The organism is Albidovulum salinarum, from assembly GCF_025673475.1.
Lineage (GTDB): Bacteria > Pseudomonadota > Alphaproteobacteria > Rhodobacterales > Rhodobacteraceae > Albidovulum > Albidovulum salinarum.
Genome location: NZ_JAOVQO010000005.1, coordinates 95,497 through 118,764, shown reverse-complemented (window position 1 = coordinate 118,764; position 23,268 = coordinate 95,497). Strand labels below are relative to the sequence as shown.

General features: G+C 69.3%; 24 protein-coding genes and 1 riboswitch. Of the genes, 11 read left to right on the top strand and 13 right to left on the bottom strand.

Annotation, left to right across the window (positions count from 1 at the left end; translation table 11 throughout):
* The first annotated feature begins 68 nt into the window (after nucleotides 1–68).
* Complete coding sequence (locus OEZ60_RS06750; RefSeq protein WP_263334445.1) at nucleotides 69–1,790, top strand: serine protease; 1,722 nt, start codon at nucleotides 69–71, stop codon at nucleotides 1,788–1,790.
* A gap of 3 nt (nucleotides 1,791–1,793) precedes the next feature.
* Here the strand turns inward: OEZ60_RS06750 and OEZ60_RS06745 are convergent, their stop codons facing one another.
* Genes OEZ60_RS06745 through OEZ60_RS06735 form a run of 3 tightly spaced genes read right to left on the bottom strand, consistent with a single transcriptional unit; the run spans nucleotide 1,794 to nucleotide 5,722 of the window.
* On the bottom strand, nucleotides 1,794–3,242 hold the full coding sequence (locus tag OEZ60_RS06745; protein WP_263334444.1) for a TrkH family potassium uptake protein: 1,449 nt from the start codon (nucleotides 3,240–3,242) through the stop codon (nucleotides 1,794–1,796).
* Between the two features lie 47 nt (nucleotides 3,243–3,289).
* Nucleotides 3,290–4,753 (bottom strand): TrkH family potassium uptake protein, encoded by a 1,464-nt coding sequence (locus OEZ60_RS06740; RefSeq protein ID WP_263334442.1) that lies wholly within the window; start codon nucleotides 4,751–4,753, stop codon nucleotides 3,290–3,292.
* A 30-nt stretch (nucleotides 4,754–4,783) separates the two neighbouring features.
* Nucleotides 4,784–5,722: a DMT family transporter gene (locus tag OEZ60_RS06735; protein ID WP_263334440.1), complete on the bottom strand. Its 939-nt coding sequence runs from the start codon at nucleotides 5,720–5,722 to the stop codon at nucleotides 4,784–4,786.
* A 74-nt stretch (nucleotides 5,723–5,796) separates the two neighbouring features.
* Between OEZ60_RS06735 and OEZ60_RS06730 the strand changes: the two genes are divergently transcribed.
* Nucleotides 5,797–6,291 carry a MarR family winged helix-turn-helix transcriptional regulator gene (locus OEZ60_RS06730; RefSeq protein ID WP_263334439.1) on the top strand — a complete coding sequence of 165 codons (495 nt, stop codon included), beginning with the start codon at nucleotides 5,797–5,799 and terminating at the stop codon, nucleotides 6,289–6,291.
* Between the two features lie 34 nt (nucleotides 6,292–6,325).
* Here the strand turns inward: OEZ60_RS06730 and folE2 are convergent, their stop codons facing one another.
* Nucleotides 6,326–7,423, bottom strand: coding sequence for a GTP cyclohydrolase FolE2 (gene folE2, locus OEZ60_RS06725; protein WP_263334437.1), 1,098 nt, complete (start codon nucleotides 7,421–7,423; stop codon nucleotides 6,326–6,328).
* 104 nt (nucleotides 7,424–7,527) lie between these two features.
* A complete protein-coding gene (gene metZ / locus OEZ60_RS06720; RefSeq protein ID WP_263334436.1) occupies nucleotides 7,528–8,703 on the bottom strand; it encodes an O-succinylhomoserine sulfhydrylase in 1,176 nt (391 codons plus the stop codon).
* Nucleotides 8,704–8,748: 45 nt separating this feature from the next.
* Nucleotides 8,749–8,825: riboswitch (SAM riboswitch) on the bottom strand.
* A 101-nt stretch (nucleotides 8,826–8,926) separates the two neighbouring features.
* Between metZ and OEZ60_RS06715 the strand changes: the two genes are divergently transcribed.
* Together OEZ60_RS06715 and OEZ60_RS06710 are read left to right on the top strand one after the other, a co-directional pair.
* On the top strand, nucleotides 8,927–9,199 hold the full coding sequence (locus OEZ60_RS06715) for a hypothetical protein (RefSeq protein WP_263334433.1): 273 nt from the start codon (nucleotides 8,927–8,929) through the stop codon (nucleotides 9,197–9,199).
* 90 nt (nucleotides 9,200–9,289) lie between these two features.
* Nucleotides 9,290–10,018, top strand: a complete 729-nt coding sequence (locus tag OEZ60_RS06710) for a glutathione S-transferase N-terminal domain-containing protein (RefSeq protein ID WP_263334431.1) — start codon at nucleotides 9,290–9,292, stop codon at nucleotides 10,016–10,018.
* Here OEZ60_RS06710 and OEZ60_RS06705 read toward each other — a convergent pair.
* From OEZ60_RS06705 to ftsY, 4 genes are all read right to left on the bottom strand, one after another.
* Nucleotides 9,999–10,331, bottom strand: coding sequence for a hypothetical protein (locus OEZ60_RS06705; protein WP_263334429.1), 333 nt, complete (start codon nucleotides 10,329–10,331; stop codon nucleotides 9,999–10,001). The genes OEZ60_RS06710 and OEZ60_RS06705 overlap by 20 nt on opposite strands.
* 198 nt (nucleotides 10,332–10,529) lie before the next feature.
* Nucleotides 10,530–11,135: an inner membrane-spanning protein YciB gene (locus OEZ60_RS06700; protein ID WP_263334427.1), complete on the bottom strand. Its 606-nt coding sequence runs from the start codon at nucleotides 11,133–11,135 to the stop codon at nucleotides 10,530–10,532.
* A 5-nt stretch (nucleotides 11,136–11,140) separates the two neighbouring features.
* The gene (locus OEZ60_RS06695; protein ID WP_263334425.1) at nucleotides 11,141–12,040 is read right to left on the bottom strand and encodes a DMT family transporter; all 900 of its coding nucleotides are present in this window, start codon (nucleotides 12,038–12,040) and stop codon (nucleotides 11,141–11,143) included.
* A gap of 79 nt (nucleotides 12,041–12,119) precedes the next feature.
* Nucleotides 12,120–13,364, bottom strand: a complete 1,245-nt coding sequence (gene ftsY, locus OEZ60_RS06690) for a signal recognition particle-docking protein FtsY (RefSeq protein WP_263334423.1) — start codon at nucleotides 13,362–13,364, stop codon at nucleotides 12,120–12,122.
* Between the two features lie 203 nt (nucleotides 13,365–13,567).
* On the opposite strand from ftsY, the gene OEZ60_RS06685 reads away from it, so the two are divergent.
* On the top strand, nucleotides 13,568–15,064 hold the full coding sequence (locus OEZ60_RS06685; RefSeq protein ID WP_263334422.1) for an alkane 1-monooxygenase: 1,497 nt from the start codon (nucleotides 13,568–13,570) through the stop codon (nucleotides 15,062–15,064).
* Between the two features lie 73 nt (nucleotides 15,065–15,137).
* Nucleotides 15,138–15,545: a hypothetical protein gene (locus OEZ60_RS06680; protein ID WP_263334420.1), complete on the top strand. Its 408-nt coding sequence runs from the start codon at nucleotides 15,138–15,140 to the stop codon at nucleotides 15,543–15,545.
* A gap of 93 nt (nucleotides 15,546–15,638) precedes the next feature.
* Here the strand turns inward: OEZ60_RS06680 and xseA are convergent, their stop codons facing one another.
* Nucleotides 15,639–17,138 carry an exodeoxyribonuclease VII large subunit gene (xseA, locus tag OEZ60_RS06675; protein WP_263334418.1) on the bottom strand — a complete coding sequence of 500 codons (1,500 nt, stop codon included), beginning with the start codon at nucleotides 17,136–17,138 and terminating at the stop codon, nucleotides 15,639–15,641.
* A 68-nt stretch (nucleotides 17,139–17,206) separates the two neighbouring features.
* Here xseA and purD point away from each other — a divergent pair, with 68 nt between their 5' ends.
* A complete protein-coding gene (gene purD / locus OEZ60_RS06670) occupies nucleotides 17,207–18,469 on the top strand; it encodes a phosphoribosylamine--glycine ligase (protein ID WP_263334416.1) in 1,263 nt (420 codons plus the stop codon).
* Nucleotides 18,470–18,565: 96 nt separating this feature from the next.
* On the opposite strand, the gene OEZ60_RS06665 is transcribed toward purD, so the two are convergent.
* Both OEZ60_RS06665 and OEZ60_RS06660 read right to left on the bottom strand, forming a co-directional pair.
* Nucleotides 18,566–19,318 carry an FG-GAP repeat domain-containing protein gene (locus OEZ60_RS06665; protein WP_263334415.1) on the bottom strand — a complete coding sequence of 251 codons (753 nt, stop codon included), beginning with the start codon at nucleotides 19,316–19,318 and terminating at the stop codon, nucleotides 18,566–18,568.
* Nucleotides 19,318–19,641 carry a 2Fe-2S iron-sulfur cluster-binding protein gene (locus OEZ60_RS06660; RefSeq protein ID WP_263334413.1) on the bottom strand — a complete coding sequence of 108 codons (324 nt, stop codon included), beginning with the start codon at nucleotides 19,639–19,641 and terminating at the stop codon, nucleotides 19,318–19,320. Before OEZ60_RS06660 ends, OEZ60_RS06665 begins: the two co-directional genes overlap by 1 nt.
* Nucleotides 19,642–19,758: 117 nt before the next feature.
* On the opposite strand from OEZ60_RS06660, the gene OEZ60_RS06655 reads away from it, so the two are divergent.
* Both OEZ60_RS06655 and OEZ60_RS06650 read left to right on the top strand, forming a co-directional pair.
* Complete coding sequence (locus OEZ60_RS06655) at nucleotides 19,759–20,367, top strand: sulfotransferase family protein (protein WP_263334412.1); 609 nt, start codon at nucleotides 19,759–19,761, stop codon at nucleotides 20,365–20,367.
* A gap of 43 nt (nucleotides 20,368–20,410) precedes the next feature.
* Nucleotides 20,411–20,815, top strand: coding sequence for an OB-fold nucleic acid binding domain-containing protein (locus OEZ60_RS06650; RefSeq protein WP_263334410.1), 405 nt, complete (start codon nucleotides 20,411–20,413; stop codon nucleotides 20,813–20,815).
* 9 nt (nucleotides 20,816–20,824) lie between these two features.
* Here OEZ60_RS06650 and OEZ60_RS06645 read toward each other — a convergent pair whose 3' ends face one another.
* Nucleotides 20,825–21,268, bottom strand: coding sequence for a cupin domain-containing protein (locus OEZ60_RS06645; RefSeq protein ID WP_263334408.1), 444 nt, complete (start codon nucleotides 21,266–21,268; stop codon nucleotides 20,825–20,827).
* Between the two features lie 105 nt (nucleotides 21,269–21,373).
* Between OEZ60_RS06645 and OEZ60_RS06640 the strand changes: the two genes are divergently transcribed.
* Both OEZ60_RS06640 and OEZ60_RS06635 read left to right on the top strand, forming a co-directional pair.
* Nucleotides 21,374–22,306, top strand: coding sequence for a LysR substrate-binding domain-containing protein (locus OEZ60_RS06640; RefSeq protein ID WP_263334406.1), 933 nt, complete (start codon nucleotides 21,374–21,376; stop codon nucleotides 22,304–22,306).
* Between the two features lie 65 nt (nucleotides 22,307–22,371).
* Nucleotides 22,372–23,256 (top strand): DMT family transporter, encoded by an 885-nt coding sequence (locus tag OEZ60_RS06635; RefSeq protein ID WP_263334404.1) that lies wholly within the window; start codon nucleotides 22,372–22,374, stop codon nucleotides 23,254–23,256.
* Nucleotides 23,257–23,268: the final 12 nt, after the last annotated feature.

The window sequence follows — 23,268 nt, the reverse complement described above, 5'->3', positions numbered from 1 at the left end:
CGGCGGGTGAGCCTGCTAGGTTCGGGGGCGGATTCGTTCCGATAAGAAACGTGGAAGGGGTTGAGCGCATGCGTCTTGCGGGCTGGCTGGTGGGAATGGTGATCTGGTTCGCGGCGTCGGTCGCGGCCGTGGCGCAGGACGTCTGGGTCCAGATCGAGGCGCAGCCGACCAGGCAGGAGGGCGAGGAACGCGCCCGCGCCTATTCGGGGGTCTTCCCGAACGTCAATGGCTTCGCGCTGCCGACCGGCTGGTACGCGATCGCGCTCGGGCCGTTCGACGCCGCCGAGGCGGACCGCCAGCTCCGGCTTCTCAAGCAGGAGCGGCTGATCCCCGGTGACAGCTACATCGCCTTCAGCAACCGCTACCGCGAGCGGTTCTGGCCGACCGGTGCGGCGGCCCTCGCGCCCGCCGTGCCGACGGCGCCCTCCGCGGCCACCCCGGAGGCCCTGTCCGACGAAAGCCCGGCCGAGGCGCGCTATTCCGAATCCCTTCTCGCGCCCGAGGATCGCCAGCTGATCCAGGAGGCGCTCAAGTGGGAGGGCGTCTATGCCGGCGCGATCGACGGCGCCTTCGGTGCCGGCACCCGCAACTCGATGGCCGCCTGGCAGTCGGCGCAGGGCTACCAGCCGACTGGCATCCTAACCACCGCCCAGCGCGCCACGCTCATCGAGACCTTCCAGACCGAGCGCACCGCCCTCGGGCTCGAGGCGATCCGTGAGGAGGAGGCCGGGATCGAAGTCACCCTGCCCGCCGCGCTGGTCGAGTTCGACCGCTACCAGCCGCCCTTCGTCCAGTACCGCGAGAAGGACGGATCGGGCTTTCGCGCGCTCCTGATCTCGCAGCCCGGCGACGAGCGGTCGCTCGCGGGGCTCTACGACATGATGCAGACGCTCGAGGTCGTGCCCCTCGGCGGCGAGCGCCAGCTTGGCCGAACCTCCTTCGTGCTCACCGGCAAGAACGACAGGGTCGAGTCCTACACCCAGGCCGACCTTGCCGGCGGGGTGATCCGCGGCTTCACGCTGGCCTGGAAGCCCGAGGATGGCGCGCAAGCGGCGAAGGCGCTCGAGGCGATGAAGGCCTCGTTCCGGCCCTTCGGCAGCGCCACGCTCGACGAGACGACGGGCGCGGGCCTTGCCGAGGACCATGCCGCCCTGATGGCCGGGCTCGAGGTCCGCAAGCCGATCCGCGCGCGCTCGGGCTTCTACGTCAGCGCCACCGGCCTTGTCGCGACTACAGACGAGGTTCTGGCCGAATGCGGGCGGGTCACGCTTGGCAGCGACAAGCCGGCCGAGACCGTGCTGCGCGATGCCGGGCTCGGGCTCGCGGTCCTCAAGCCGCGCGAGCCGCTGGCGCCGCGCGCCCATGCGCGCTTTGCCGACCGTCCGGCGCGGGTCGGGGCCGAGATCGCGGTGGCGGGCTATTCCTACGAGGGCGCGCTCGACGACGCGGTGCTGAGCTTCGGCACGCTCGCCGATCTCAGCGGCCTGCAGGGCGAGGCCACGAAGGCGCGGCTCTCGGTCACGACGCTTGCAGGCGACGCCGGCGGCCCGGTCCTCGACGCCACCGGCGGGGTGATCGGCATGCTCCTGCCGCGCGGCTCCGACGCCGGGCGGGTGCTGCCGGACGATGTCGGCATCGCGATCCGGGCCGAGGCGATCCGCAGCGCGCTGGCCGCGGCCGGGCTCGCGCCCGCCGAGCCCGCGGCAGCGGGCACCCCGCCGGAACTCGCGCCCGAGGACCTGACGATGCTCGGCCGCGACATGACGGTGCTCGTCTCCTGCTGGCCCTGAGCCTCAGATCCGCCAGAACCGCGGCAGGAACAGGACCAGCACCACAAGGAGTTCGAGCCGGCCGAGCAGCATCGTCACCGTCAGGATCCATTTCGCCACGTCGTTGATCGCGGCGAAATTGCCGGCCGGGCCGATGATCTCGCCGAGGCCCGGTCCGATATTGGCGATCGCGGTGGCCGCGCCAGAGACCGAGGTGATGAAGTCGAGCCCGGTCATGCCCAGCGCCACCGCGACCAGCCCGAGCGTGACCACGAAGAGCCCGAGAAAGGCCATGACCGAGGACAGAACCTCCTCGGTCACCGGCTGGCCGTTGTAGTGTGGCGTGAAGACCCCGTTCGGCGAGTGGATGCGGCGGATCTGCGCCTCGACCGCGGCGATGAGAAGCTGGTAGCGGAAGATCTTCACCGAGCAGCAGGTCGACCCCGCGCAGCCGCCGATGAGGCCGATGAAGAAGAACAGCGCGATCGGGAAATGGCCCCAGAGCTGGTAGTCGACGCTGGCATAGCCGGTGCCGGTGATGATCGAGGTGACGTTGAACAGGGCCTCGCGGAAGGCATGCTCCAGCCCGTCGCCGCGGACAAAGACGCGATAGGACCAGATCACCGCGACGAGGGCCGCGAGCGTCCAGCCGAAGCCGCGCACCTGGGGATCGCGGAGAAGCGGCCGGGTGCTGCCGGCGACGAGCTGGATGTAGCGCACGAAGGGCAGGCTCGCGATGATCATGAAGACCGAGGAGACGTATTCCGGCGCTCCCTGGAAAAGCCCGAACGAGGCATCCGAGGTCGAGAAGCCGCCGGTCGCGAGCGTCGTCATCGCGTGGTTGGCCGCCTCGAAGCCGGTCATCCCGACGCTGGCATAGGCAAGCCCGCAGGCCAGCGTCAGCGCGACGTAGATCGCCATGATCTGCGCCGCGATCTGCGCTGCCCGCGGCAGCACCTTGCCACCGGTGTCGAAGCCTTCGGAGCGGAAGATCTGCATGCCGCCGACCTTCAGCTCGGGCAGGAACACCATCGCGACGACGATGATCCCGACGCCGCCGAACCACTGCAGCATGGAGCGCCAGAACAGGAGCCCCTCGGGAAAGTCGTCGAGCCCGACGAAGACCGTGGCCCCGGTCGTGGTCAGCCCCGACATCGCCTCGAAGACGGCATCGACCGGCCGCGCCCCGGTGGCGCCGAAGAGGAACGGCAGCGCCCCGAACAGCGGCAGCGCGACCCAGACCCCGGTGGCCAGGAGAAAGCTCTGCTGCAGCGTCAGCCGCGGGCCGACGCCGCTCGCGCAGGCGATCGCCAGCGCCGCACCGATGATGATCGTGATGATCGCGCTTTGCAGGAAAGCCTGCCAGTGGCCGTTGTCATAGGCCAGATCGACCGCCATAGGCACCGCCATCGTCGCCCCGAGAACGGCGGCAAGGAGGCCGATGACATATCCCACGGGGCGCAGATCGTGCATGCCGGAGCCTTGGCCCGCCGCCCGGCGCCTGTCAAGCGGCGGCCCGCTCAGGCCTCCCAGAACCGCGGCAGCAGCACCACGAAGACCGACAGAAGCGACAGCCGCCCCATGATCATCGCGAGGATCATCAGCGCCTTGGCCGGGTCGGGGAAGTCGATGAAGGTGCCGGTCTCGGCCACCATCGGGCCGTAGCCGTAGCCGATGTTGCCGATCGAGGTCCAGGAGGCGAAGATCGCGGATTCGAAGTCGACCCCGGTCTGCATGATCAGCACGGCGATGACCCCGAAGGTGATGATATAGGCGCCGAGATAGAGGATGATCGCGTCCATCGTGTCCTTCTCGACCGTCCGCCCCTCGTAGCGAACCGGCGCGATCCGATGCGGGGCATGAATGCGGGCGATCTCGGCCCGGAGTGCGGCGAGGATCACCTGCACGCGGAACACCGACAGCCCCGCGGCGCTCGCCCCCGAACAGGCGCCGATGATGCCGATCCACATCGCCACGATCATCGCGAAACTGCCCCAGCCGACGAAGCTTCCCGAACCGAAGCCGGTCGAGGACATCACCGAGATGAGGTTGAAGAGCGCCTCGCGGAAGCTCGATTCGACCCCCTGGTCAGAGCTCGCCACCCGCCAGAGGGTGACCGCCCCCACGGCCATCGCGATCCAGCGCAGATAGCCGCGCACCTGGGCGTCGCGCCAGAGCGGCGTGGCGCTGCCGCGCACCAGCTGGACGTAGCGGATATAGGGCAGGCTGCCGAGCACCATGTAGAGGGCCGCGGTATACTCCACCGCCGGCGGATAACCGACGAACGAGGCCGCGCGCGGCGAGAAGCCGCCCGTCGCGATCGTGGCGAGCGCGTGCAGGATCGCCTCGAACCAGACCATGCCGGCGAGGTGGTAGCTGAGCATGCAGGCGACCGTGAGGCCGGAGTAGACGAAGAAGAGCTGCCCCGCGATGTCGGTGGCGCGTGGCAGCACCTTGCCGAAGGTGTCGAAGCCCTCCGAGCGGAAGAACTGCATGCCCCCCACCCGCATCACCGGCAGGAAGATCATCGCGATGAAGGCGATGCCGAGCCCGCCGAGCCAGTTCAGCATCGCCCGCCAGACCAGTACGCCCGCCGGCAGGTCGTCGACCCCGACGAAGACCGAGGCGCCGGTGGTGGTGATGCCCGAGACCGCCTCGAAATAGGCGTCGAGGAGGCTCACCTCGGGCGCGCCGATCATCAGCGGCAGGGCGGAGAAGAACGGCACCGCGAGCCAGATCCCGACGGTGAGCAGGAAGCCCTGCCGCACCGACAGGCTCTGGCTCGCGTGGTTCTGGCAGGCCAGCGCCGTCAGCCCGCCGCAGATCAGGCAGGCCAGCGCGGCCGCGCTGAAGGCATGAGCATTGCCGTCGCCGAGATAGTAGTCCGTGAGGAACGGTACCACCATCGTCGCCCCGAGCGCGGTGACGATGAGTCCGAGCACATAACCGACGGGGCGCAGATCGACCATGACGCGGCGAGCCATGAGCGCGCCGCGCCGAACTGTCAATATGCCTCAGGCGCGGGACCGGCCCGCCGCACGGTGGAAGACCACGGTACCGGCCGCGATCATCGTCGCGGCGGGCCAGAAAAAGGCGGGCAGACTCTCGGCCAGTGCCAGCACGGCGATCAGCGCGCCCGCCACTGCCGCGACGGTGCCGATCTGGCTCATGTAGACCGGCCCGGCGGTTTGCTGGAGACGGAACTGGAGCAAGTATTGCGCGGCCACGGTGAGCGCCCCGGCAAGCGTGAGGAGGAGAAGGAACGGCTCTTGCCAGAGCCGGGCGAGTGCATTGCCCTCCGATAAGGCGGCAGCGGGTACGACCAGTGCTGCGCCGAGCAGCACCGACAAGGCCGCGAGCGTCAGCGGGGCTTCGCCCGCGGGCCAGTAGCGGCTGCGGAAGATGTTGCCGAGCGCGAGCGCGACCGGAATCGCCGAGGCGAGCGCCACCCAGACCGCGCCGCCATCCGGCCCACCGCTCCCGGCGAGCTTGCCCGAGGCCAGAAGCATACCGCCGGCGAGCCCGGCCAGCACCCCTACCCCCTGCCCCGGCCGCACGGCCTGCATCCTGAGTCCGCGCGCGATGAGCCAGGTGAAGAGCGCCGGGAAGGCGAAAGTGAGCGAGATGTATCCCGCGCCGACATGGACGACCGAGAGATAGCCCATCGCACTCGGCAGGGCCATGAGCCCCCCCGCGCCGAGCCCGTAGGGGACAAGCCGGCCGAGCCCCGAAACCCCGCGCCGGAGCGTCACCGGAACCGCGAGGATCAGCCCCGCCCCGAGCCAGACCGCCGCAAGATAGCCGAGCATCGGCGCCCCCGCTGCCGCCGCGAGCTTCGACAGCGCCACCGCGGTCGCGATGAGCGACCCGACCGCGACGAGAAGCGCCAGCACCGCAACGCCCGGCCCTTCGGCGCCGGGCATCGCGCCCGCGCCATGAACGGCATCCGCCATTTGCATCCACTCCGAGACAGGATAATATCTTTCCGCAAACAAACTCAACGAAAAGTATCTTGATGTCAAGACAAATGGATCGCGCCGCCTTCGCGGTCTCGCAATGGGCGCGCGAAATGCCGGACCTCGACCTCCGGGCGATGGAGATTCTCGGGCGGCTGTCGGAACTGGCGCTGGTGATCCGCCGCGACCACCTCGTGCCGCTCTTCGCGGAGTTCGGGCTTCAGGACGGCGAGTTCGACGTTCTGGCCGCGCTCCGCAGGTCGGGCGCGCCCTTCGAGATGACGCCGACCGAGCTCTACGGGGTGACGATGCTGTCGTCGGGCGGGATGACCGCGCGGCTCGACCGGCTAGAACGGTCGGGACTCGTCGAAAGACGGCCCAACCCGGCCGACCGGCGCGGTACCCTCGTTGCGCTGTCGGCCAAGGGGCGCGAGGTCATCGAACGCGCCCTGCCCGCCCACTCCGCCAACGAGACGCGCATCCTCGCGGCCCTGAGCCCCGGGGAGCAGGAGCAGTTTGGCGCATTGATGGCGAAACTGCTGACCGGCCTGACTCCGCCCGGCTGATCCGGGACTCGATTTTTCGCCGATAAAACGGGGGTCAGCCCGGCCTGTGCAGCGAGGCGAAGAGCCGCGGGTCGATGCTCTCGGCGACGAAGGTCGGCCCCTCGGTCAGGATCGAGACGGCGTCGTGCGAATGCAGGCTTTCCTGGTGGCTCGCCACCACGCGGAAGTCGCCGATCCGGTCGTCGGACAGCAGCCGCTCGGCGAAGCTGCGAGCCGCATCCTCGACGAAGATCGGGTTGGCGGCGTTGAGTTCCGCAAACGCCTGCTCGTCCTCGCGTTTCACCATCACCTGGGTCTCGGTCGGCACCGCCGCGCGGGCGAGGTCGATCAGGTCCTCGTACCAGAGCCGCTTGCCGCCCTCCTCCACCACCGAGAGCCGCGCCACCGAGCGCTGCGAATGCGGCGTGGCGAGCTGGCCGCGCGCCTGGCGGGCATGTTCGGAAAGCTCCAGCGAGCAGGGGCAGGTCGAGGAATAGACGTAGTCGAGATGGGTGATCCGCTTCTGCCGCCCCTCGCGCTCCATCAGTTCGAGCGCGATGTCGTAATACTGCCAGCCGGTCAACCCCGAGCGCAGCGACTGCACACGCGCCGGGAAGGAGAACCGCATCATCAGCCGCGCGTCGACGCTGTCGTGGTCCTTCTTGTAATCCTCGAGCACGGCTGCGAGGACCGAGAAAGAGAAGCTCCGCTCGGCATGGGCATAGAAGGACCGCATGATGCGGCTCATGTTGATGCCCTTCTTCTCGCCGATCAGGGAGACGGTGCCGGTGACCGAGGTCTCCAGCGTGATATCGCCGCCGTCGCGGGTGTGGAACACGATCGGCAGCCGGAAATTCGAGATGCCGACATGCTGGATCGGCGCCTGCGCCCCGACGATGAGGCTCGACGGTCCGTTCTGCAAGTCCGGCATCGAGGCGCGGTACTCGGCATCGGGCGTGAAGCCGTCGGGATAGGTCCGCGACAGGTCGGGATAGTTGCCGACCTCGCGCCCCGGCAGAAGCCGCGCGATGGCGGGATCGAGCCGCGCCACTTCGGTCGGATCGGCACGCTCCGCCCAGGCGCGCAGCACCGCCAAGGCCCGTTCTGCCTCGGCCTTGTTCGGATCCGGATTGATATCGCCCAGGAAATTCATCGCACGTTCCTCAGACCCCCGGCCCCGCGCGGGATGGTCCATTATGCGGGATCACGCCGTCCCTTGTCCAATCCTACACGGTAACCCGTGACGTTTTCGCGACCTCAGACCGCGTCGAGCGCGCGGGTGAGGTCGGCCAGCAGGTCGCCGCCGTCCTCGATCCCGAGCGAGAGCCGCACCAGCCCCGGCGTGATGCCGAGAAGCACCTTCTGCTCGGCCGGCAGCCGCTGATGGGTGGTCGTGGCCGGATGGGTGATGATCGACTTCGCGTCGCCGAGGTTGTTGGAGATCTTCACGATCTCCAGCGCGTTCAGGAACCGGAACGCCGCCGCCTGTCCGCCCTTCACCTCGATCGTCACCACGGTGCCGCCCGCGCCCATCTGCGCCATCGCGAGATCGTGCTGGGCATGACCCTTCAGGCCCGGATAGATCACCCGCTCGAGCTTCGCGTGGCCCGAGAGCGCCTCGGCCACGGCGAGCGCATTGGCGGCCTGCGCCCGCACCCTGAGGTCGAGCGTCTCCAGCCCCTTCAGCATCACCCAGGCGTTGAACGGGCTCATCGCCGCGCCGGTATGCTTGAGATAGGGCTCAAGCACCTTGCGGATATAGGCCTCGGACCCGCAGACCACGCCGCCGAGGCAGCGGCCCGAGCCGTCGATATGCTTGGTCGCCGAATAGACGACGACATCGGCGCCGAGTTCCACCGCCTTCGAGAAGGTCGGCGTCGCGAAGACGTTGTCGACGACGACGGTCGCGCCGACCGCATGGGCGATCTCGCAGACCGATTTGACGTCGATCACCTCGAGCGTCGGGTTCGACACGGATTCGAGGAACACCGCCTTGGTGCCCTCCCGCATCGCCGACCGCCACTGGCCGAGATCGGTGCCATCCACCAACGTCACCTCGACTCCGAAGCGACCGAGCGTCTCCAGCACATAAAGGCACGAGCCGAAGAGCGCCCGCGCCGCGACGACATGGTCGCCCGCCTTCAGCATCGCGGTCAGCGCCGCGTTGACCGCGGCCATGCCGGAGGCGGTGGCGAAGGCGTCCTCGGTGCCCTCGATCGCGGCCATGCGCTCCTCGAACATGCGCACGGTCGGGTTGCCGTAGCGGCCGTAGATGAACTCGTCGGGGCCGGTCTCGATGAAGCGGGCCTCGGCCTGCTCGGCGCTCGCGTAGACGAAGCCCTGGGTGAGGAAGATCGCCTCGGACATCTCGCCGTACTGGCTGCGGCGCGCGCCCGCATGGATCAGTTTCGTGCGTGTCTTCCAGTCGTCCATGGCCGTTCCTCCGGCAACAAAAAAACCCCCACCGGAACAGGTGGGGGCCGCGACCCTCCGACCTCTTTAGCGGCATGTTTAACGTGGCCCGCAATCCGGTACAAATCGCCACGCGCGCCCTTTACATCGAACCGCCGCCCGGGTCAACCGCGCCGCGCCCGCCTGACCGCTTGCGGCGCACGCCGGGTTGCGCTCAACTGCGCCCGAAGCCGGAGGATGACCGATGCCGAAACCGACCGCCCGCCCCGCCGCGACCCTGCTTGCCATCGCGCTTGCCGCCTGCACCCCTGCCGAGCCCCCCTCCGAGGAGCTCCTTGGCGAGATCCGGATCGGGCCCGAGACCTATCCGATCCGGGCGCTCGACGCCTCCGGCACCCGCTGGAAGGTGATCGTCGATGGCCACCGGCTGATCTGCACCGAGCCGACCGAAACCTCCTGCTACTGGAAGGTGCGCCATCATCTCGCCATGCTCGACCAGCTCAACGACTACAAGTGAGGCGGTCTGTTTGCCGGCGCACATACCCCTTCGCGTTGATCGGCCTGGCGGCGCGGACCAGATAGAGTCCATCGGACCAAGGAACCGCGCATGACCAGGGCTGTCGAGCTTTACTACTGGACCACGCCGAACGGCCGGAAGATCACCATCGCCCTCGAGGAGATGGGCCTGCCCTACAACGTCACCCTCGTGAACATCGGCAAGGGCGACCAGTTCGCGCCGGAGTTTCTCGCGATCTCGCCCAATGGCCGGATCCCGGCGATCGTCGATCCGGACGGGCCCGACGGCGCCCCGGTCTCGGTCTTCGAATCCGGGGCGATCCTGATGTATCTCGCGCGCAAGACCGGCCGTTTCCTTGGCACGACCGCGCGCGAGCGGATCGCCGTCGAGGAATGGCTGATGTGGCAGATGGGCGGCCTCGGCCCGATGGCGGGCCAAGCGCATCATTTCCTCGGCTACGCGCCGAAGTTCGATCCGCCGCAGGTGCTGCCCTATGCCCAGGATCGCTACCGGCGCGAGGTGGCCCGGCTCTACGACGTGCTCGACCGCCAGCTCGGGCAGCACGAGTTCGTCGCCGGCGACTTCCTTTCGATCGCCGATTTCGCGATCTACCCTTGGGCCGCGCGCTGGGAATTCCAGCAGCAGGTGCTCGATGACAAGCCCGACATGCGGCGCTGGTTCGAGATGATGGCCGCGCGCCCCGCCGTCCAGCGCGGCATGGCTGTGGCCGCCGACAAGCGGAGCGACCTGCAATCCGACCGCAAGGCCCAGGAAATCCTGTTTCAGCAGCCAGCCAGCCCTAAGGTTCGTCGGGTGTAGCCGGCGTTCGATTGAAAACAGGCAGCCTGGAAAAGAATTCGACGATAGCCGCCCGCCCCTCCTCGTCGGGCGCATGATGTTTCGCGAGGAAGCTCGTCAATTCGTCGCATCCGGCCTTTTCGACATACCGGTTGACGAACGCCATCATCAGGATCGGGCTGTGGCAGGCCACACAACGCGCGCGGATGACGCGCACCGTGAAATCGTGGTCAAACAACGTACCGCTTTCCTGGGCGCGCAGCGGCTGAAGCGCCGCAACGAGCCCCAGCAGAAGCGCTGCACCCACGTCGGGAATGTGTCCGAGCTTCACCATTTGCTCGCTCCGGCAAGGGCGGCGCGGTTCGCGCGAACACCCGATTGCCTCTCAAAGACGACATCCTAGGCCGATCTTCGGCGGGGTCACTGAGCCTGATCAGTCATCTTCCGCTGTTTGGGCAGATGCGCAGATCTCTCAGACGGACCGGGCGGTCCGGAGCGACCGCGTGATGCACGCCCGCCGTGGGCGCCGATCTCATCGCCCGTCCTTCTCCTCGATCCCGTAGCGTTTGAAGACGCCGCCCTGTGCCATGAAGAAGAAGAAGATCGCCGCGGTGAGGCCGAAGGTCTTGAAGTTGACCCAGGCCGCGTCCGACATCGTGCGCCAGATCACCTCGTTGAGGACCGCGAGCCCGCCGAAGAAGGCGGTGAGCCGGCGGGTGAGGATCATCCAGCCCTCGTGTTCGAGCGGCACCGCCTCCTCGAGGACCAGCGCGAGATAGGACTGGCCGCGCATCAGTCCCCAGCCGAGGATTCCGGCGAAGAGGAGGTAGATCAGCGTCGGCTTCATCTTGAAGAAGCGCTCGTCGTTGAACCAGACCGAGAGCCCGCCGAAGACGACGACCAGCACCAAAGTCGCGACCTGCATCGGCGAGAGCCGCCCGGTCAGGCGCCAGAGGATCAGCGTGGTCAGGATGAGAAGCGGCACGAAGCCCGCGGTGGCGAGGATGAAGCCGCCGTATTCGGTCCCGCCGATCGTGACGGTCTGGTCCTTGAGCCGCGTGAAGGCGGCGAAGAAGGCGATGACCGGACCGATCTCGAGCCCGAGTTTCAGCCACGGATTGATCTTTCTGCCGGCCATGCGCCCTATCCTGTCAGTTTCACGATCACCGCGCCCGCGGCGATCAAGGTCATCAATGCGAGCCGGCGCGGGCCGACCCGGTCGCCGAGCATCACCCAGGCGATGAGGGCGGCGAAGACCGTCGAGGTCTCGCGCAACACCGCCGCCTCGCCGACGCTGTCGATCCGCGTCGCGAGGAGAATCGCCCCGAAGCTGAAATAGGCGACGAAGGCGCCGATGACACCCCTTTGCAGAAGGGGGACGATTTCCGAGGTCGGCAGGTAGCGCCAGCGCCGCCATGTATAGACCGGCATGAAGATGCCGTCGATCAGGAAGAACCAGGCGAGGAAGGTGAAGGGATCGGCGGTGGCGCGGATGCCGTAGGCGTCATAGGTCGTGTAGAGTGCGACAAAGCCGCCGGTCAGCACCGCGAGCCCGAGTGCGGGCACCATCGTCTCGCGGTCGACGGTGATGGTGCGGAGGTTATAGATGGCGAGCCCGAAGATCCCCGCCATTAGGACGCCGACGCCCGCCCATTGCCCGGCGGTGAAATGCTCGCCGAAGAGGAGGCCCGCGCCGATCACCGCGAAGAACGGGCCGGTGCCGCGCACCACCGGGTAGACGACCGCATAGGCGCCGCGGCTGTAGGTCATGGCCTGGGCGATCTTGTAGCCGACATGGATCACGAAGGCGCCGGCGAAGATCGGCCACATGTGCGGCTCCGGCCAGGGCACGACGAGAAACGCGAAGGGCGCGGCGATGATCGCGTAGCTCGCGTCGATCGCGGCGCGGGAGAGCCATGGGTCGTGGCGGCCCTTTTGCAGGGCGCCGAAGAGCGCGTGCAGGAAGGCGGCCATGAGTGCGAGACCGAGCGCCACATGGTGCCCGGCCGGAGTGCCTTCGAGCGAGACGAGCCAGGCGCTCATGCCCCGGAGACCGGGGGTTTCACCCCCGGACCCCCAGGGTATTTGGGCAATGAAGAAACCGGGAGGGTCATCGGGCAGGTCAGGCCTCGACACCCACGAGCGCGCGGGCGAAGTCCTCGGGATCGAAGGGCGCGAGGTCGTCGATCTTCTCGCCGACGCCGATCGCGTGTATCGGCAGGCCGAAGCGGTCGGCGAGGGCCACGAGGACGCCGCCCTTCGCGGTGCCGTCGAGCTTGGTCATGACGAGGCCCGAGACGTCGGCAAGCTTGCGGAAGGTCTCGACCTGAGAAAGCGCGTTCTGCCCCGTCGTCGCGTCGAGCACGAGAAGCGTGTTGTGCGGCGCCGCCGGGTCCTTCTTGCGGATCACGCGGACGATCTTGGCCAGCTCCTCCATCAGGTCCTGGCGGTTCTGCAAGCGCCCCGCCGTGTCGATCATCAGGAGGTCGGCGCCCTCTTCCTGCGCCCGTGTCATCGCGTCGAAGGCGAGGCTCGCGGGGTCGGAGCCCTCGGGCGCGGTCATCACCGGGACGCCGGCGCGCGTCCCCCAGACCTGGAGCTGCTCGACGGCGGCGGCGCGGAAGGTGTCGCCGGCGGCGATCACCACCTTTTTGCCGGCGGCGCGGAACTGGCTCGCGAGCTTGCCGATCGTCGTGGTCTTGCCCGAGCCGTTCACGCCGACGACCAGCACCACTTGCGGCGTCGTCGCGTAGAGCGGCATCGGCCTGGCCACCGGCTCCATGATCCGGGCGATCTCGGATGCGAGCAGCGTCTTGATCTCGGCGACCGAGAGCTTGCGGCCCATGCGGCCCTCGGCGAGGTTCGCGGCGACGCGGAGCGCGGTCTCGACCCCCATGTCGGACTGGATCAGCAGCTCCTCGAGGCTCTCGAGCATCGCGTCGTCGAGCACGCGGCGCGGAGCCGCAGGCGTGCCGCGGCCGAGAATGCGACCGAGGAATCCCGGCCGTGCGGCCGGCGCCGTCACGGCGATGCCGGCGAGGCTCTCGGGCAGTTCGGGCGGTGTGGGTCCGGGGATCTCGCCCGGTGCCGGGTCCGGGATCTCGGAGGGCGGCACGGGGGATTCGTCGGGCGGAGCGGACGGGGTCTCGGGACCGGGCTGCGGGATCTCGTGCGGTGTTGGGTCGGGGGCGGGTGGCAGGTCGGGTTCGGGCACGATCTCGGGGAAGGGGTCCGGCTGCGGCTCCGGCGTCTGCGCGGGGTCGGACCGGGAGGGTTCGGCGGCTTCGGCAATGATCGCGTCCAGCCCCTCTTCGAGCTTCGAGGAGGATTTGAAGAGCTTGTCCTTGAGCTTGTTGAAGAATGACATCGGCAGCCCCGGCTGATCTTACGCTGCCCCCCACCTAGTGCTTTCGGGCACGCGATGGAAGGGTCAGCTGCCGCACGGCCGCCAAGACGGCATTTCGAACGGCGCGGAACACGCCTGCCGTCGGCAGGGAAGCGGGGGCGAAATCGCGCGAATGTGTCGCGGCCGCCAAGATTTTGCCAAGAATTTCCCGTATTCAGGCCCAGATGAAACATCTGGTCCGCTTTCCCTGGCCGCGACGCCACAGAAACGCTCCGGGAGTCGGACCTTCGACGCCTGGAGCCGGCCCGGCTCTGGCGGGCCTTGCCGCCGGGCCGGACGAGGCGCACGACGATGCAGCGACGATGGAGGCCGTGCTCTCGGCGCTGACGGGCGAGGCGGAACCCGTTCGAGCCGGAACCACATTGGAAACGGACAGCGAAGACGCACCGGCCGTGACGGTGAAGCTTCCGGACCGCATGCCGCGGGAAAAACCAGACGGCGCGGAGGGCGCGGCGGCCGGCAGCGACGCTTCGGGCCCGGCTGAGGCCCGGGGGAGCTCCGCCACTGCGCTGGATGAGGCGATCGCCGCGACAGTGGCGGGCGCCCCGACCGGGACCGCACCTGTTGGCGCGGCGGCAACGCTTGCCGGGCGGGTCCGCGCCGCCTGGGCGCCGTGGCGACCGCTGCGGCCGTTCCTCTTGGCGACGCTGGCGCCGGTTCCGGTGCTCGTCCTCGCCGGGTTTTTCGGGGGGCTCTGGAGTCTTGCCGCGTTGCTCTGCATGACGGGCCTGCTCCATGCGATCGACGCCGTGGCGCTGCGGCGCGGGCTTTCCGCGCCCGGACAGGTGCCTGCGAGGATGGCCGACCGGCTGTCGCTGCTGCTCGCGGGGTTGCATTTCCTGCTCCTGCCCTTCGCGGTCTGGGTGCTGACCGGGGCGACGGGGCTCGGATTTCTCGACGGGATGGCGACCCTGCTCGCCTTCGGGCTCTGGTTCGGGCAGGTTTCCAACTCGAACGCGCACGAACTGATCCACCGCGCCGAGCGGCGGCTCTTCCGGACCGGGATGTGGGTCTATATCTCGCTGCTCTTTGGCCATCACACCTCGGCCCACCGGCTGGTCCACCACCGGTTCGTGGCCACGACCGACGATCCCAACACCGCGGCGGCGGGCGAGAGCTTCTATCTCTTCGCCGCCCGCGCCTGGCCCGGCGCCTTCGTCGCCGGATACGAGATGGAGGCGCATCGCCGGGTGGCGCGCCAGGGCCGGAGCCTCTTCGATCCGCATCCCTACGCGGTCTACGTCGCCGGTGGCACCCTCTGGGTCGTCGCGATCCTCGCCGCCTTCGGCCTCGACGGGCTGCTGGCCTACCTGCTGCTTTGCGCCCATGCGCAGGTCCAGCTCCTGCTTTCGGACTATGTGCAGCACTACGGGCTCCTGCGCCGCGAATTGCCGTCCGGCGCGCTTGAACCGGCCGGCATCCGGCACAGCTGGGACGCGCCGCATCCGGTCTCTGGGCTGATGATGCTGAACGCGCCGCGCCATGCCGATCACCATTCCCACCCGGCACGGCGCTATCCGGACCTCAGGCTGTCGGCCGGCGGGCAGGCGCCGCTCCTGCCCTATTCGCTGCCGGTAATGGCGACGATCGCGCTCGTGCCGCCGCTGTGGCACCGGATCATGGACCGGCGGCTTGCGCGGCTCGGCCTTGCCGGCGACTGAGCTCCGGGGGCTGGCCGGTGGCGCCGGCATCTGCCATTCTGAACGGGCACTGCCCCGGTCGAGGAGGCTTGCCATGCGCTGGGCCGCCCTGCTTCTTGCGATCTCGTTCGCCACGGCGCCCGCCGTCGCGGCCGAGCCCGGCGCGCCGCTCGATGCGGCCGGGTTCGACGCGCTCACGGTGGGGCGGACGCTCTACTACAATTCCGGCGGCCAGCCCTATGGCGTCGAGCAGTATCTGCCGGGCCGCAAGGTGGTCTGGGCGTTTCTCGGCGACGATTGCCGCAAGGGCGAGTGGTACGAGGAAGGGGGCTTCATCTGCTTCGTCTACGAGGACAATCCCGCGCCGCAATGCTGGACCTTCTGGGACAGCGACGAAGGCCTCGTGGCGCGGTTTCGCGGCGATCCGGAGGGGCTGCCGCTGATCGCGGTCGAACAGAGCCCCGAGCCGATGCAGTGCCTCGGGCCGAATGTCGGGGTGTGAGCGGGGTTTCGGCCTCGGCTCTGCCGCGGCCGACCCGCCGGGGGTTTCACCCCCGGACCCCCAGGGTATTTGGGCAATGAAGAAGCCTCAGGGTCAGAACAGGCTGCCCTGATCGGGCGGCTCGGATTTCGCGCGCTTCGGTTTCGGCGCGGATCCGGCGAGGACCGGCAGGCGTCCGTCCTGGAACTCGATCTCGAGCTGGGCGGCGGTTTCGGCGGCCTGCCGCGTGGTGACGACGGCGCCTTCGGCGCGGATCACCGCGTAGCCGCGTTTCAGCGTCTCGGTGTAGCCAAGTGTCTGGCGCATGCGGTCGGCGGTGGCCAGCCGTTCCGCGAGCCCGTCGAGCCGCAGGCGTTCGGCGGTGGCGAGTCGCCGCGCGAGCGTGACGAGATCGGCGCGGCGGCGGCTGTTTTCACGGGCCGCATCGCGCCTGAGGCGGGCGAGTGCGGGCGCGAGGCGCTCGGCGAAGGTGGCGAAATGGCGCCGTTCACGGGCGATGAGGCCGGCGAGGATGCCGGGATGGAGGCGGCCGGCGACCGAGTTGAAGCCGGCGCGCTTGCGGGTGGCGGCGGCGTGGAGCGCGGGGCCGAGCCGGTCGGACCAGAGGTCGAGGCCCTGCCGCGCGGGATCGAGCAGCGTCTCGGGCCGGCCGAGTGCGCGGGAAAGGTCGGCGAGGCGCTGGCGGCGCTGGTCGAGGCGCTGGGTCAGCGCGCGCGAGAGCCGGGCGCCCTGGTCGGCGGTCCAGCTCAGGAGCTCCAGGCGGACCGGCACCGCCATCTCGGCCGCCGCCGTGGGCGTCGGCGCGCGGCGGTCGGCGGCGTGGTCGATGAGCGTGGTGTCGGTCTCGTGGCCAACGGCGGAAATCAGCGGGATCCGGCTTTCGGCGGTGGCGCGGACCACGATCTCCTCGTTGAAGCCCCAGAGGTCCTCGAGCGAGCCGCCGCCTCGGGCGACGATCAGGAGATCGGGGCGCGGGATCGCGCCGCCGGGGGTGAGCGCATTGAAACCGCGGATCGCGGCGGCGACCTCGGGGGCGCATTTCTCGCCCTGCACCGCCACCGGCCAGATCAGCACCTTGCGGGGAAAGCGGTCGCGCAGGCGGTGGAGGATGTCGCGGATGACGGCACCCGAGGGCGAGGTGACGACGCCGATGACCTCGGGCAGGTAGGGAATCGGCTGCTTCCGTTCGGACGCGAAGAGGCCCTCGGCCGTGAGCGCCGCTTTGCGCTTCTCCAGCATCAGCATCAGGGCGCCCATGCCCGCGGGCGCGATATCCTCGACGATGAGCTGGTATTTCGACTGGCCGGGGAAGGTGGTGAGGCGGCCGGTGGCGATGACCTCCATCCCCTCCTCGGGTCGGACCGAAAGCCGGGCGGCCTGGCCCTTCCAAGAGACCGCGGCGATCACCGCGCGGTCGTCCTTGAGGTCGAAATAGACATGGCCCGACGAGGGCCGGGAGACGCGGCCGATCTCGCCGCGGACCCGGACATGGCCGAACTCGCCCTCGATCACGCGCTTCACGGCGCCGGAGATTTCCGAGACGGTGAATTCGGGGGCGTTGCCGCCCTGTTCGTCGTTTTCGAAGATGTCCATGGGTCCGCTTGTATCCTCTGCGGGGCGACCTTAGAACGCCAGGCAGGCAAGGCCAAGCGGGGGCGGACATGAACATTCTCATTCTCGGCGGCGGCGGGCGGGAACACAGCCTCGCCTGGGCGGTCAAGCAGAACCCCAAATGCGACCGGCTGATCGTGGCGCCGGGCAATGCCGGGATCGCGATGCTGGCCGAATGCGCCGATCTCGACATTCTCGACGGCGCGGCGGTGGTCACCTTCGCCGAGGAGAACGCGGTCGATTTCGTCATTGTCGGGCCCGAGGCGCCGCTGGCGGCCGGGGTGGCGGATGCGCTGCGCGCCGCGGGGATCCTGACCTTCGGGCCGTCCGCGGCGGCGGCGCGGCTCGAGGCTTCGAAGGGCTTCACCAAGGAGATCTGCGACGCTTCCGGTGCGCCTACAGCGGGCTACGCGCGCTTCACCGACCGCGCGGCGGCCGAGGATTACATCCGGGTCCAGGGGGCGCCGATCGTGGTGAAGGCCGACGGGCTCGCCGCCGGCAAGGGCGTGATCGTGGCGATGACCGAGGCGGAGGCGCTGGCCGCCGTCGCCGACATGTTCGGCGGCGAGTTCGGGGAAGCCGGCGCCGAGGTGGTGATCGAGGAGTTCATGGACGGCGAGGAGGCCTCGCTCTTCGTTCTCTGCGACGGCAAGGACGTGCTCGCGGTGGGGACCGCGCAGGATCACAAGCGGGTGGGCGACGGCGACACCGGGCCCAATACCGGCGGGATGGGCGCCTATTCGCCGGCGCCGGTCCTGTCGGAGGCGGTCCTCGACCAGGCGATGGCGGAGATCGTGCGCCCCACCGTCGCCGAGATGGCGCGGCGCGGCACGCCGTTCCAGGGAGTTCTCTATGCCGGCCTCATGATCGAGGACGGGCGGGCGCGGCTCGTCGAGTACAACGTGCGCTTCGGCGATCCGGAGTGCCAGGTGCTGATGATGCGATTGGGTGCACAGGCCTTCGATCTCATTCATGCCTGCGCCGAGGGGCGGCTGGGCGAGATGCAGGTGACCTGGGCCTCGGATCACGCGCTGACGGTGGTGATGGCGGCGGCAGGCTATCCCGGCGCCTATGCCAAGGGGTCGCAGATCCGCGGGCTCGAGGAGTTGCCGGAGGATTCGAGCCACATGGTCTTTCATGCCGGGACGGCGGGGCGCGACGGTTCGGTCGTGGCCTCGGGCGGGCGGGTGCTGAACGTCACCGCGCGGGGCGCGACCCTGGCCGAGGCACGGGACCGGGCCTACGGGATGGTCGATGCGATCGACTGGCCGGGCGGGTTCTGCCGGCGCGATATCGGCTGGCGGGCGCTTTAGGATTTCGACCTCGGCTGTGCCTCGGCCGACCCGCCGGGGAGGCGCTGCCTCCCCGGACCCCTCCGGAGTATTTTCGGACAGAAAGTGAAGCTGCGGTCAGTCGCAGCCGGCAACCCGGTCGAAGCTCGACGGGTCCCTGTAGGGGCCGAGATCGCGGATGGCGAGCTGGCCTTCGGCGAGCGTGGTGCCGATGATCCGGCTCCAGCCGGCATCGGCGGTCAGAACCGTCGGGCGGCCGCCGCAGCTGGCGATGCGGCCCTGGATGAACGGGTCGCCGATCCTGTGGTTGGTCAGCCCTCTGGCCGCGGCGACCGGGGCGAGGCGGTCGCCGTCCAGCCGGACGATCTTCAGGATCTTGCCGAGATGCGGGGTCTCGACATAGGCGATCTCGGTCTTGCCATCGCCGTCGAGATCGGCGGCGCCGACGGGGGCGAGCCAGCGGTGGCGCCGCCCGATGAAGGGGGTCGCGGCATAGGGGCTGCCGTCGAGACCCGCGGCCAGGAGCCGCGCCCCCTTCCGGTGGTCGGTCTGGACGACGATCAGCTCGGGCCGTCCGTCGCCGTCGACGTCGGCGACCCGCGGCGCTGTGTCCTCGAAGAGCGTGCCGTCGGGCGTCTCGAATTCGAGCGTCCCGCCCCGGCGAAGCGCGCGGAGGCCGCGCGGCCCGAGCGTCACCCGGATCCGTGACCATTCAGGCGTTGCACCGAGGATGTCGTGGCCGTAAAGGCCGCTGCTGCGCGGCTCCTCGTAGCAGGCCCGGCGCACCCAGTCGCCGTCGCCCTCGGTGCAGCGCGCCGCGAGCGGTGATGCGGCGAGGGCGACGAGAAGCGCCAGCGCCGCGCGCAGCATCAGATCTGCTTTTCCGGCATGAACACCTTGAGCCCGTCGAGCGCGTCCGTGACCTTGATCTGGCAGGTCAGCCGCGAGCGCGCCGGGTCCGGCTCGTAAGCAAAGTCGAGCATGTCCTCTTCCATCGAATCCTTCGCCGGCAGCTTCTCGACCCAGGCGGCATCGACATAGACATGGCAGGTCGAGCAGGCGCAGGCGCCGCCGCAATCGGCCTCGATCCCGGGAATGCCGTTGTCGCGTGCGCCTTCCATGACCGTCAGCCCCTTGGCCACGTCCACGACATGCTCGGTTCCGTTGAATTCGACATAGGTGATCTTCGCCATCGACTCGGTCCATGAAAGAGAGCGTTTCTGCGCTTCTAGCGACTCGCGCCGTCCGGCTCCACCCCTCGCGCGATTCCATGTAGAGTTGGGGGAACGGCAGCGGTCGGGGAGGTCGGGATGCTCAAGGTCATCGGCACCGGATTCGGGCGTACCGGCACCGACTCGATGCGGGAAGCGCTCAACCGCCTCGGTGCGGGCCCCTGCCACCACATGGCAGCCGTGTTGCAAGACCCGGAACAGAAGCGCCTCTGGCGGGCGCTGGCGCGCGGCGCGGCGCCGGATTGGCCGCGCCTTTTCTCCGGTTTCAGGTCCTGCGTGGACTGGCCCTCGGCCGCCTACTGGCGCGAGCTCATCGCTTTTTACCCCGAGGCGCGGGTGCTCCTGACCTTGCGCAGCGCCGAGAGCTGGTGGGCGAGCTTCGAGCGGACGATCCTCGACGTGATCCGCAGTTCGGAAGATCCCGACTCGCTCGGCGTGGCGCTGATCGCCGAACAGGTCTTCGGCGGCCGGCCCGACGACCGCGCCCACGCGATCGCCACCTACGAGGCGCATGTCGCGGAGGTGATGGCGACGGTGGGTCCGGGCCGGCTTCTCGTCCACCGGATCGGCGACGGCTGGGCGCCGCTCTGCGCCCATCTCGGCGTCGCGGTACCGGATGAGCCCTATCCGCACCGCAACCGGACGACGGAGTTCCACAGCCGGTTCGGAAACCGTCCCGGCAGCTGAGCGGCTCTTGCCGGGATCTGCCAGATGTTCTACATTTGTTCCCATGCTTACCGATTACCATCCGTTTGAGGACTGGCCGCGCCCGCCCGCCGCCCTGCCCCATGCGCGGCTCAACGAGCCGCCCTCCGGCGCGCGGGTAACGGTGGCCGGGCTGGTGCTGGTGCGGCAGCGGCCCGGCACCGCGAAGGGGGTGGTCTTCCTCACGCTCGAGGACGAGACGGGCGTCGCCAATGTCGTCGTCTGGGCCAAGGTCTTCCAGCGCTTCCGCCGCGCGGTGATCGCCGGGCGGCTCCTGCGCGTGACCGGGCGGCTGCAGCGCGAGGCCGAGGTGGTCCATGTCGTGGCCGAGGCGATCGAGGACATCACGCCGATGCTCGACGAGCTGCTCGCCGCGCCCGGCGCGCCGGCGCGCCGGGCCGAGGCGGCGCGGGCCGACGGGCGGCCGTGACCGCGGCGATCAGGAAACCGGCGTCAGGTCGCAGACGATCGCCGTCGCGGGCGCGTCCGTCCGGTTGTAGAACCAGTGCACCGTGTCGCCGTCCTCGATGATCGCCTCGGCACCGTCCCCGGCAAAGACGGTCTCGCCCGTCTCGCGACCCTCGACGGCCTCCCCGTCGATGACCTTGACGAGCCCCGGTCTTTTCTCATGCGAGTGTTCGGCGATCTGGCCGCCTGGCGCGATGGTGATCGCGCGGAGCTGCATGAGATATCCCTCGAGACCGGTCTGGCGGCGCAGCATCTCCTCCCCGATCACGCCGAGCTTCCCGATCGTCAGGCCCTTGTGCTCGGTCGGGCCCGACATCTTCGCCAGCGCCACCCCGGTGAGGGTCCCGAAAAGCGTCAGCGCGATCGCCGGGGCGATACCGATGCGCCATCTCTCCTGAATGGCCCGCACAGCCATGAACTTCCCTCCCGTTTTGCGATAATCGTGCGGAAAGGGTAGAGTTGGATGCGGCGCGCCTTCAAACGAAGAGATTTCACCCGCGCCTGAGGGAAATTCACCCGGATGAGACGCAAGCTGCCCCCCTTCCCCGCGCTGCGTGCCTTCGAAGCTGCGGCCCGGCTCGGCAGCTTCAAGGCGGCGGCAGAGGAGCTCTGCGTCTCCGCTTCCGCGATCAGCCACCAGGTCAGGCTGCTCGAGACCTATCTCGACAGGCCGATGTTCGCGCGCGGACCGCAGGCGGTGCGCCTAACGCGGGCCGGAGAGCGGTACCTCGCGCGCATCGGACCGTTGCTCGACGAACTGGACGCCAGCACCCGCGCGATCAAGGGCGAGGCAGCGCAGGGCGTGATCCGCCTTAGGATGACCGAATGGTTCGCGAAACGCTGGCTGATCCCGCGCCTGCCGCGGCTCATGCGGGCCTGCCCGGGGCTGGACGTGCAGATCGAGACCGGGTTGCCGCCCACCGACTTCCGCCACGGCGCGCTTGACGTGATCATCCACTGGGGCGACGCGCCGGTCGAGGGCGCGGTCATCAAGCCTTTCTTCGCCTCGACCCGCACACCAGTCTGCAGCCCCGCCTATCTCGCGGCGCATCCGGACCTGAAGGCGCCGCGCGACCTTGCCCGCCACGTTCTTCTGCGCGACGAGACGGATGACGGCTGGGCGGAGTGGTTTTCCGTCGCCGGCTTGCCGGCGTCCTGCCCGGAAGGCGGGCCGGTCTTCTCGCACTGCGAACTTTCGACGACCGCCGCCCTGAGTGATGCGGGTGTCGAGCTGGCTTACCGGGAACTTCTGATCGACCTTCTGCGAGGCGGCGACCTCGTCCAGCTCTTCGACATCCACTCGCCGGTGCGGACGATCTATTCGCTTGCCTATGAGCGTCACCGCGCCACGGATGCACGCATCCTCGCCTTCCGCGAGTGGCTCTTCGGCGAGATCCTTGCCGAATCCGAGGCTCCGGCAGACGCGCACCCGCCGCTCACGGCGGCGCAATAACGTCGCGGCGATGGACACCGGGTGCCCGCTCGCCTAGCCATGAGGCAGTCAGCCCCGGAACCCGCATGTCCCGCCATCCGTTCTTCGGCCTCGGCCTCGCCGCCTTCGGCGCGCTGGTCCTGACCCCGGACACGCTCTTCATGCGCTGGTCGGGGATGTCGGGCTTTCCGATGGTGGCCTGGCGCGGGATGCTGATGGGCACCCTGCTCCTCGGCCTCTGGCTGATCTCGGCCGGTGGCCGCCGCCGCGCGGACCTGCGCGCCATCCTCAGCCTCTCTGGCCTCGGCGTCATCCTCTGCCACGGGCTCAACGCGACGCTCTTCAGCCTCGGCATCGGACACGCGCCGGTGGCCGTTGTCCTCTTCGGCGTCGCCACGATGCCGATCTTCTCGGCCGTCCTCGGCCGGCTCCTCGGCGACGAGCCGACCCGCTCCGCCACCTGGATCGCGACCGCCGCGGTGCTCGCCGGGATCGGCATCGCGGTCTTCGGGGACGGCGGGAGTCTCAGGCTCGACCGCGCCGCGCTGGTCGGGGCGGCGGCGGGCCTCGGGGTCGCGGCGCTCCTTGCCTCGGCCTTCGCGATCATCCGCCGGGCGCGCAGCCTGCCGATCATGCCGCTGGTCGGCTTCGGCGCGCTGCTCGCGGGGTCGATCGGCATCACCGCCGCGCCGGCCGGATCGCTTCTGAGCGGAGAGATCTGGGCGATCGCGGTCACCGGCGCGGTGATCCTGCCCGCCTCCTTCCTCGCCCTGACCCATGCGACGCGCCACACGGCGGCGGCGAACGTGAGCCTCCTGATGCTGCTCGAGACCGTGCTCGGTCCCGCCTGGGTCTGGATCGGCGCGGGCGAAGCGATGACGCCACCGATGATCCTCGGCGGCGCGATCGTCGTGGCGAGCCTCGCGCTCTACATCCTCACCATCACCCGCGGCACCTCCGTTCCGCGGTAAGTGCCCGACAAC

Coding starts and splice junctions, on each gene's coding strand:
- xseA (WP_263334418.1), bottom strand. CDS start 17,138: ATGGACATCTTCGAAAACGACGAACAGGGCGGCAACGCCCCCGAATTC.
- ftsY (WP_263334423.1), bottom strand. CDS start 13,364: ATGTCATTCTTCAACAAGCTCAAGGACAAGCTCTTCAAATCCTCCTCG.
- folE2 (WP_263334437.1), bottom strand. CDS start 7,423: ATGAATTTCCTGGGCGATATCAATCCGGATCCGAACAAGGCCGAGGCA.
- OEZ60_RS06710 (WP_263334431.1), top strand. CDS start 9,290: ATGACCAGGGCTGTCGAGCTTTACTACTGGACCACGCCGAACGGCCGG.
- OEZ60_RS06640 (WP_263334406.1), top strand. CDS start 21,374: ATGAGACGCAAGCTGCCCCCCTTCCCCGCGCTGCGTGCCTTCGAAGCT.
- OEZ60_RS06695 (WP_263334425.1), bottom strand. CDS start 12,040: ATGAGCGCCTGGCTCGTCTCGCTCGAAGGCACTCCGGCCGGGCACCAT.
- OEZ60_RS06700 (WP_263334427.1), bottom strand. CDS start 11,135: ATGGCCGGCAGAAAGATCAATCCGTGGCTGAAACTCGGGCTCGAGATC.
- OEZ60_RS06715 (WP_263334433.1), top strand. CDS start 8,927: ATGCCGAAACCGACCGCCCGCCCCGCCGCGACCCTGCTTGCCATCGCG.
- OEZ60_RS06680 (WP_263334420.1), top strand. CDS start 15,138: ATGCGCTGGGCCGCCCTGCTTCTTGCGATCTCGTTCGCCACGGCGCCC.
- purD (WP_263334416.1), top strand. CDS start 17,207: ATGAACATTCTCATTCTCGGCGGCGGCGGGCGGGAACACAGCCTCGCC.
- OEZ60_RS06655 (WP_263334412.1), top strand. CDS start 19,759: ATGCTCAAGGTCATCGGCACCGGATTCGGGCGTACCGGCACCGACTCG.
- metZ (WP_263334436.1), bottom strand. CDS start 8,703: ATGGACGACTGGAAGACACGCACGAAACTGATCCATGCGGGCGCGCGC.
- OEZ60_RS06745 (WP_263334444.1), bottom strand. CDS start 3,242: ATGCACGATCTGCGCCCCGTGGGATATGTCATCGGCCTCCTTGCCGCC.
- OEZ60_RS06750 (WP_263334445.1), top strand. CDS start 69: ATGCGTCTTGCGGGCTGGCTGGTGGGAATGGTGATCTGGTTCGCGGCG.
- OEZ60_RS06635 (WP_263334404.1), top strand. CDS start 22,372: ATGTCCCGCCATCCGTTCTTCGGCCTCGGCCTCGCCGCCTTCGGCGCG.
- OEZ60_RS06645 (WP_263334408.1), bottom strand. CDS start 21,268: ATGGCTGTGCGGGCCATTCAGGAGAGATGGCGCATCGGTATCGCCCCG.
- OEZ60_RS06660 (WP_263334413.1), bottom strand. CDS start 19,641: ATGGCGAAGATCACCTATGTCGAATTCAACGGAACCGAGCATGTCGTG.
- OEZ60_RS06685 (WP_263334422.1), top strand. CDS start 13,568: ATGAAACATCTGGTCCGCTTTCCCTGGCCGCGACGCCACAGAAACGCT.
- OEZ60_RS06735 (WP_263334440.1), bottom strand. CDS start 5,722: ATGGCGGATGCCGTTCATGGCGCGGGCGCGATGCCCGGCGCCGAAGGG.
- OEZ60_RS06665 (WP_263334415.1), bottom strand. CDS start 19,318: ATGCTGCGCGCGGCGCTGGCGCTTCTCGTCGCCCTCGCCGCATCACCG.
- OEZ60_RS06730 (WP_263334439.1), top strand. CDS start 5,797: ATGGATCGCGCCGCCTTCGCGGTCTCGCAATGGGCGCGCGAAATGCCG.
- OEZ60_RS06740 (WP_263334442.1), bottom strand. CDS start 4,753: ATGGCTCGCCGCGTCATGGTCGATCTGCGCCCCGTCGGTTATGTGCTC.
- OEZ60_RS06705 (WP_263334429.1), bottom strand. CDS start 10,331: ATGGTGAAGCTCGGACACATTCCCGACGTGGGTGCAGCGCTTCTGCTG.
- OEZ60_RS06650 (WP_263334410.1), top strand. CDS start 20,411: ATGCTTACCGATTACCATCCGTTTGAGGACTGGCCGCGCCCGCCCGCC.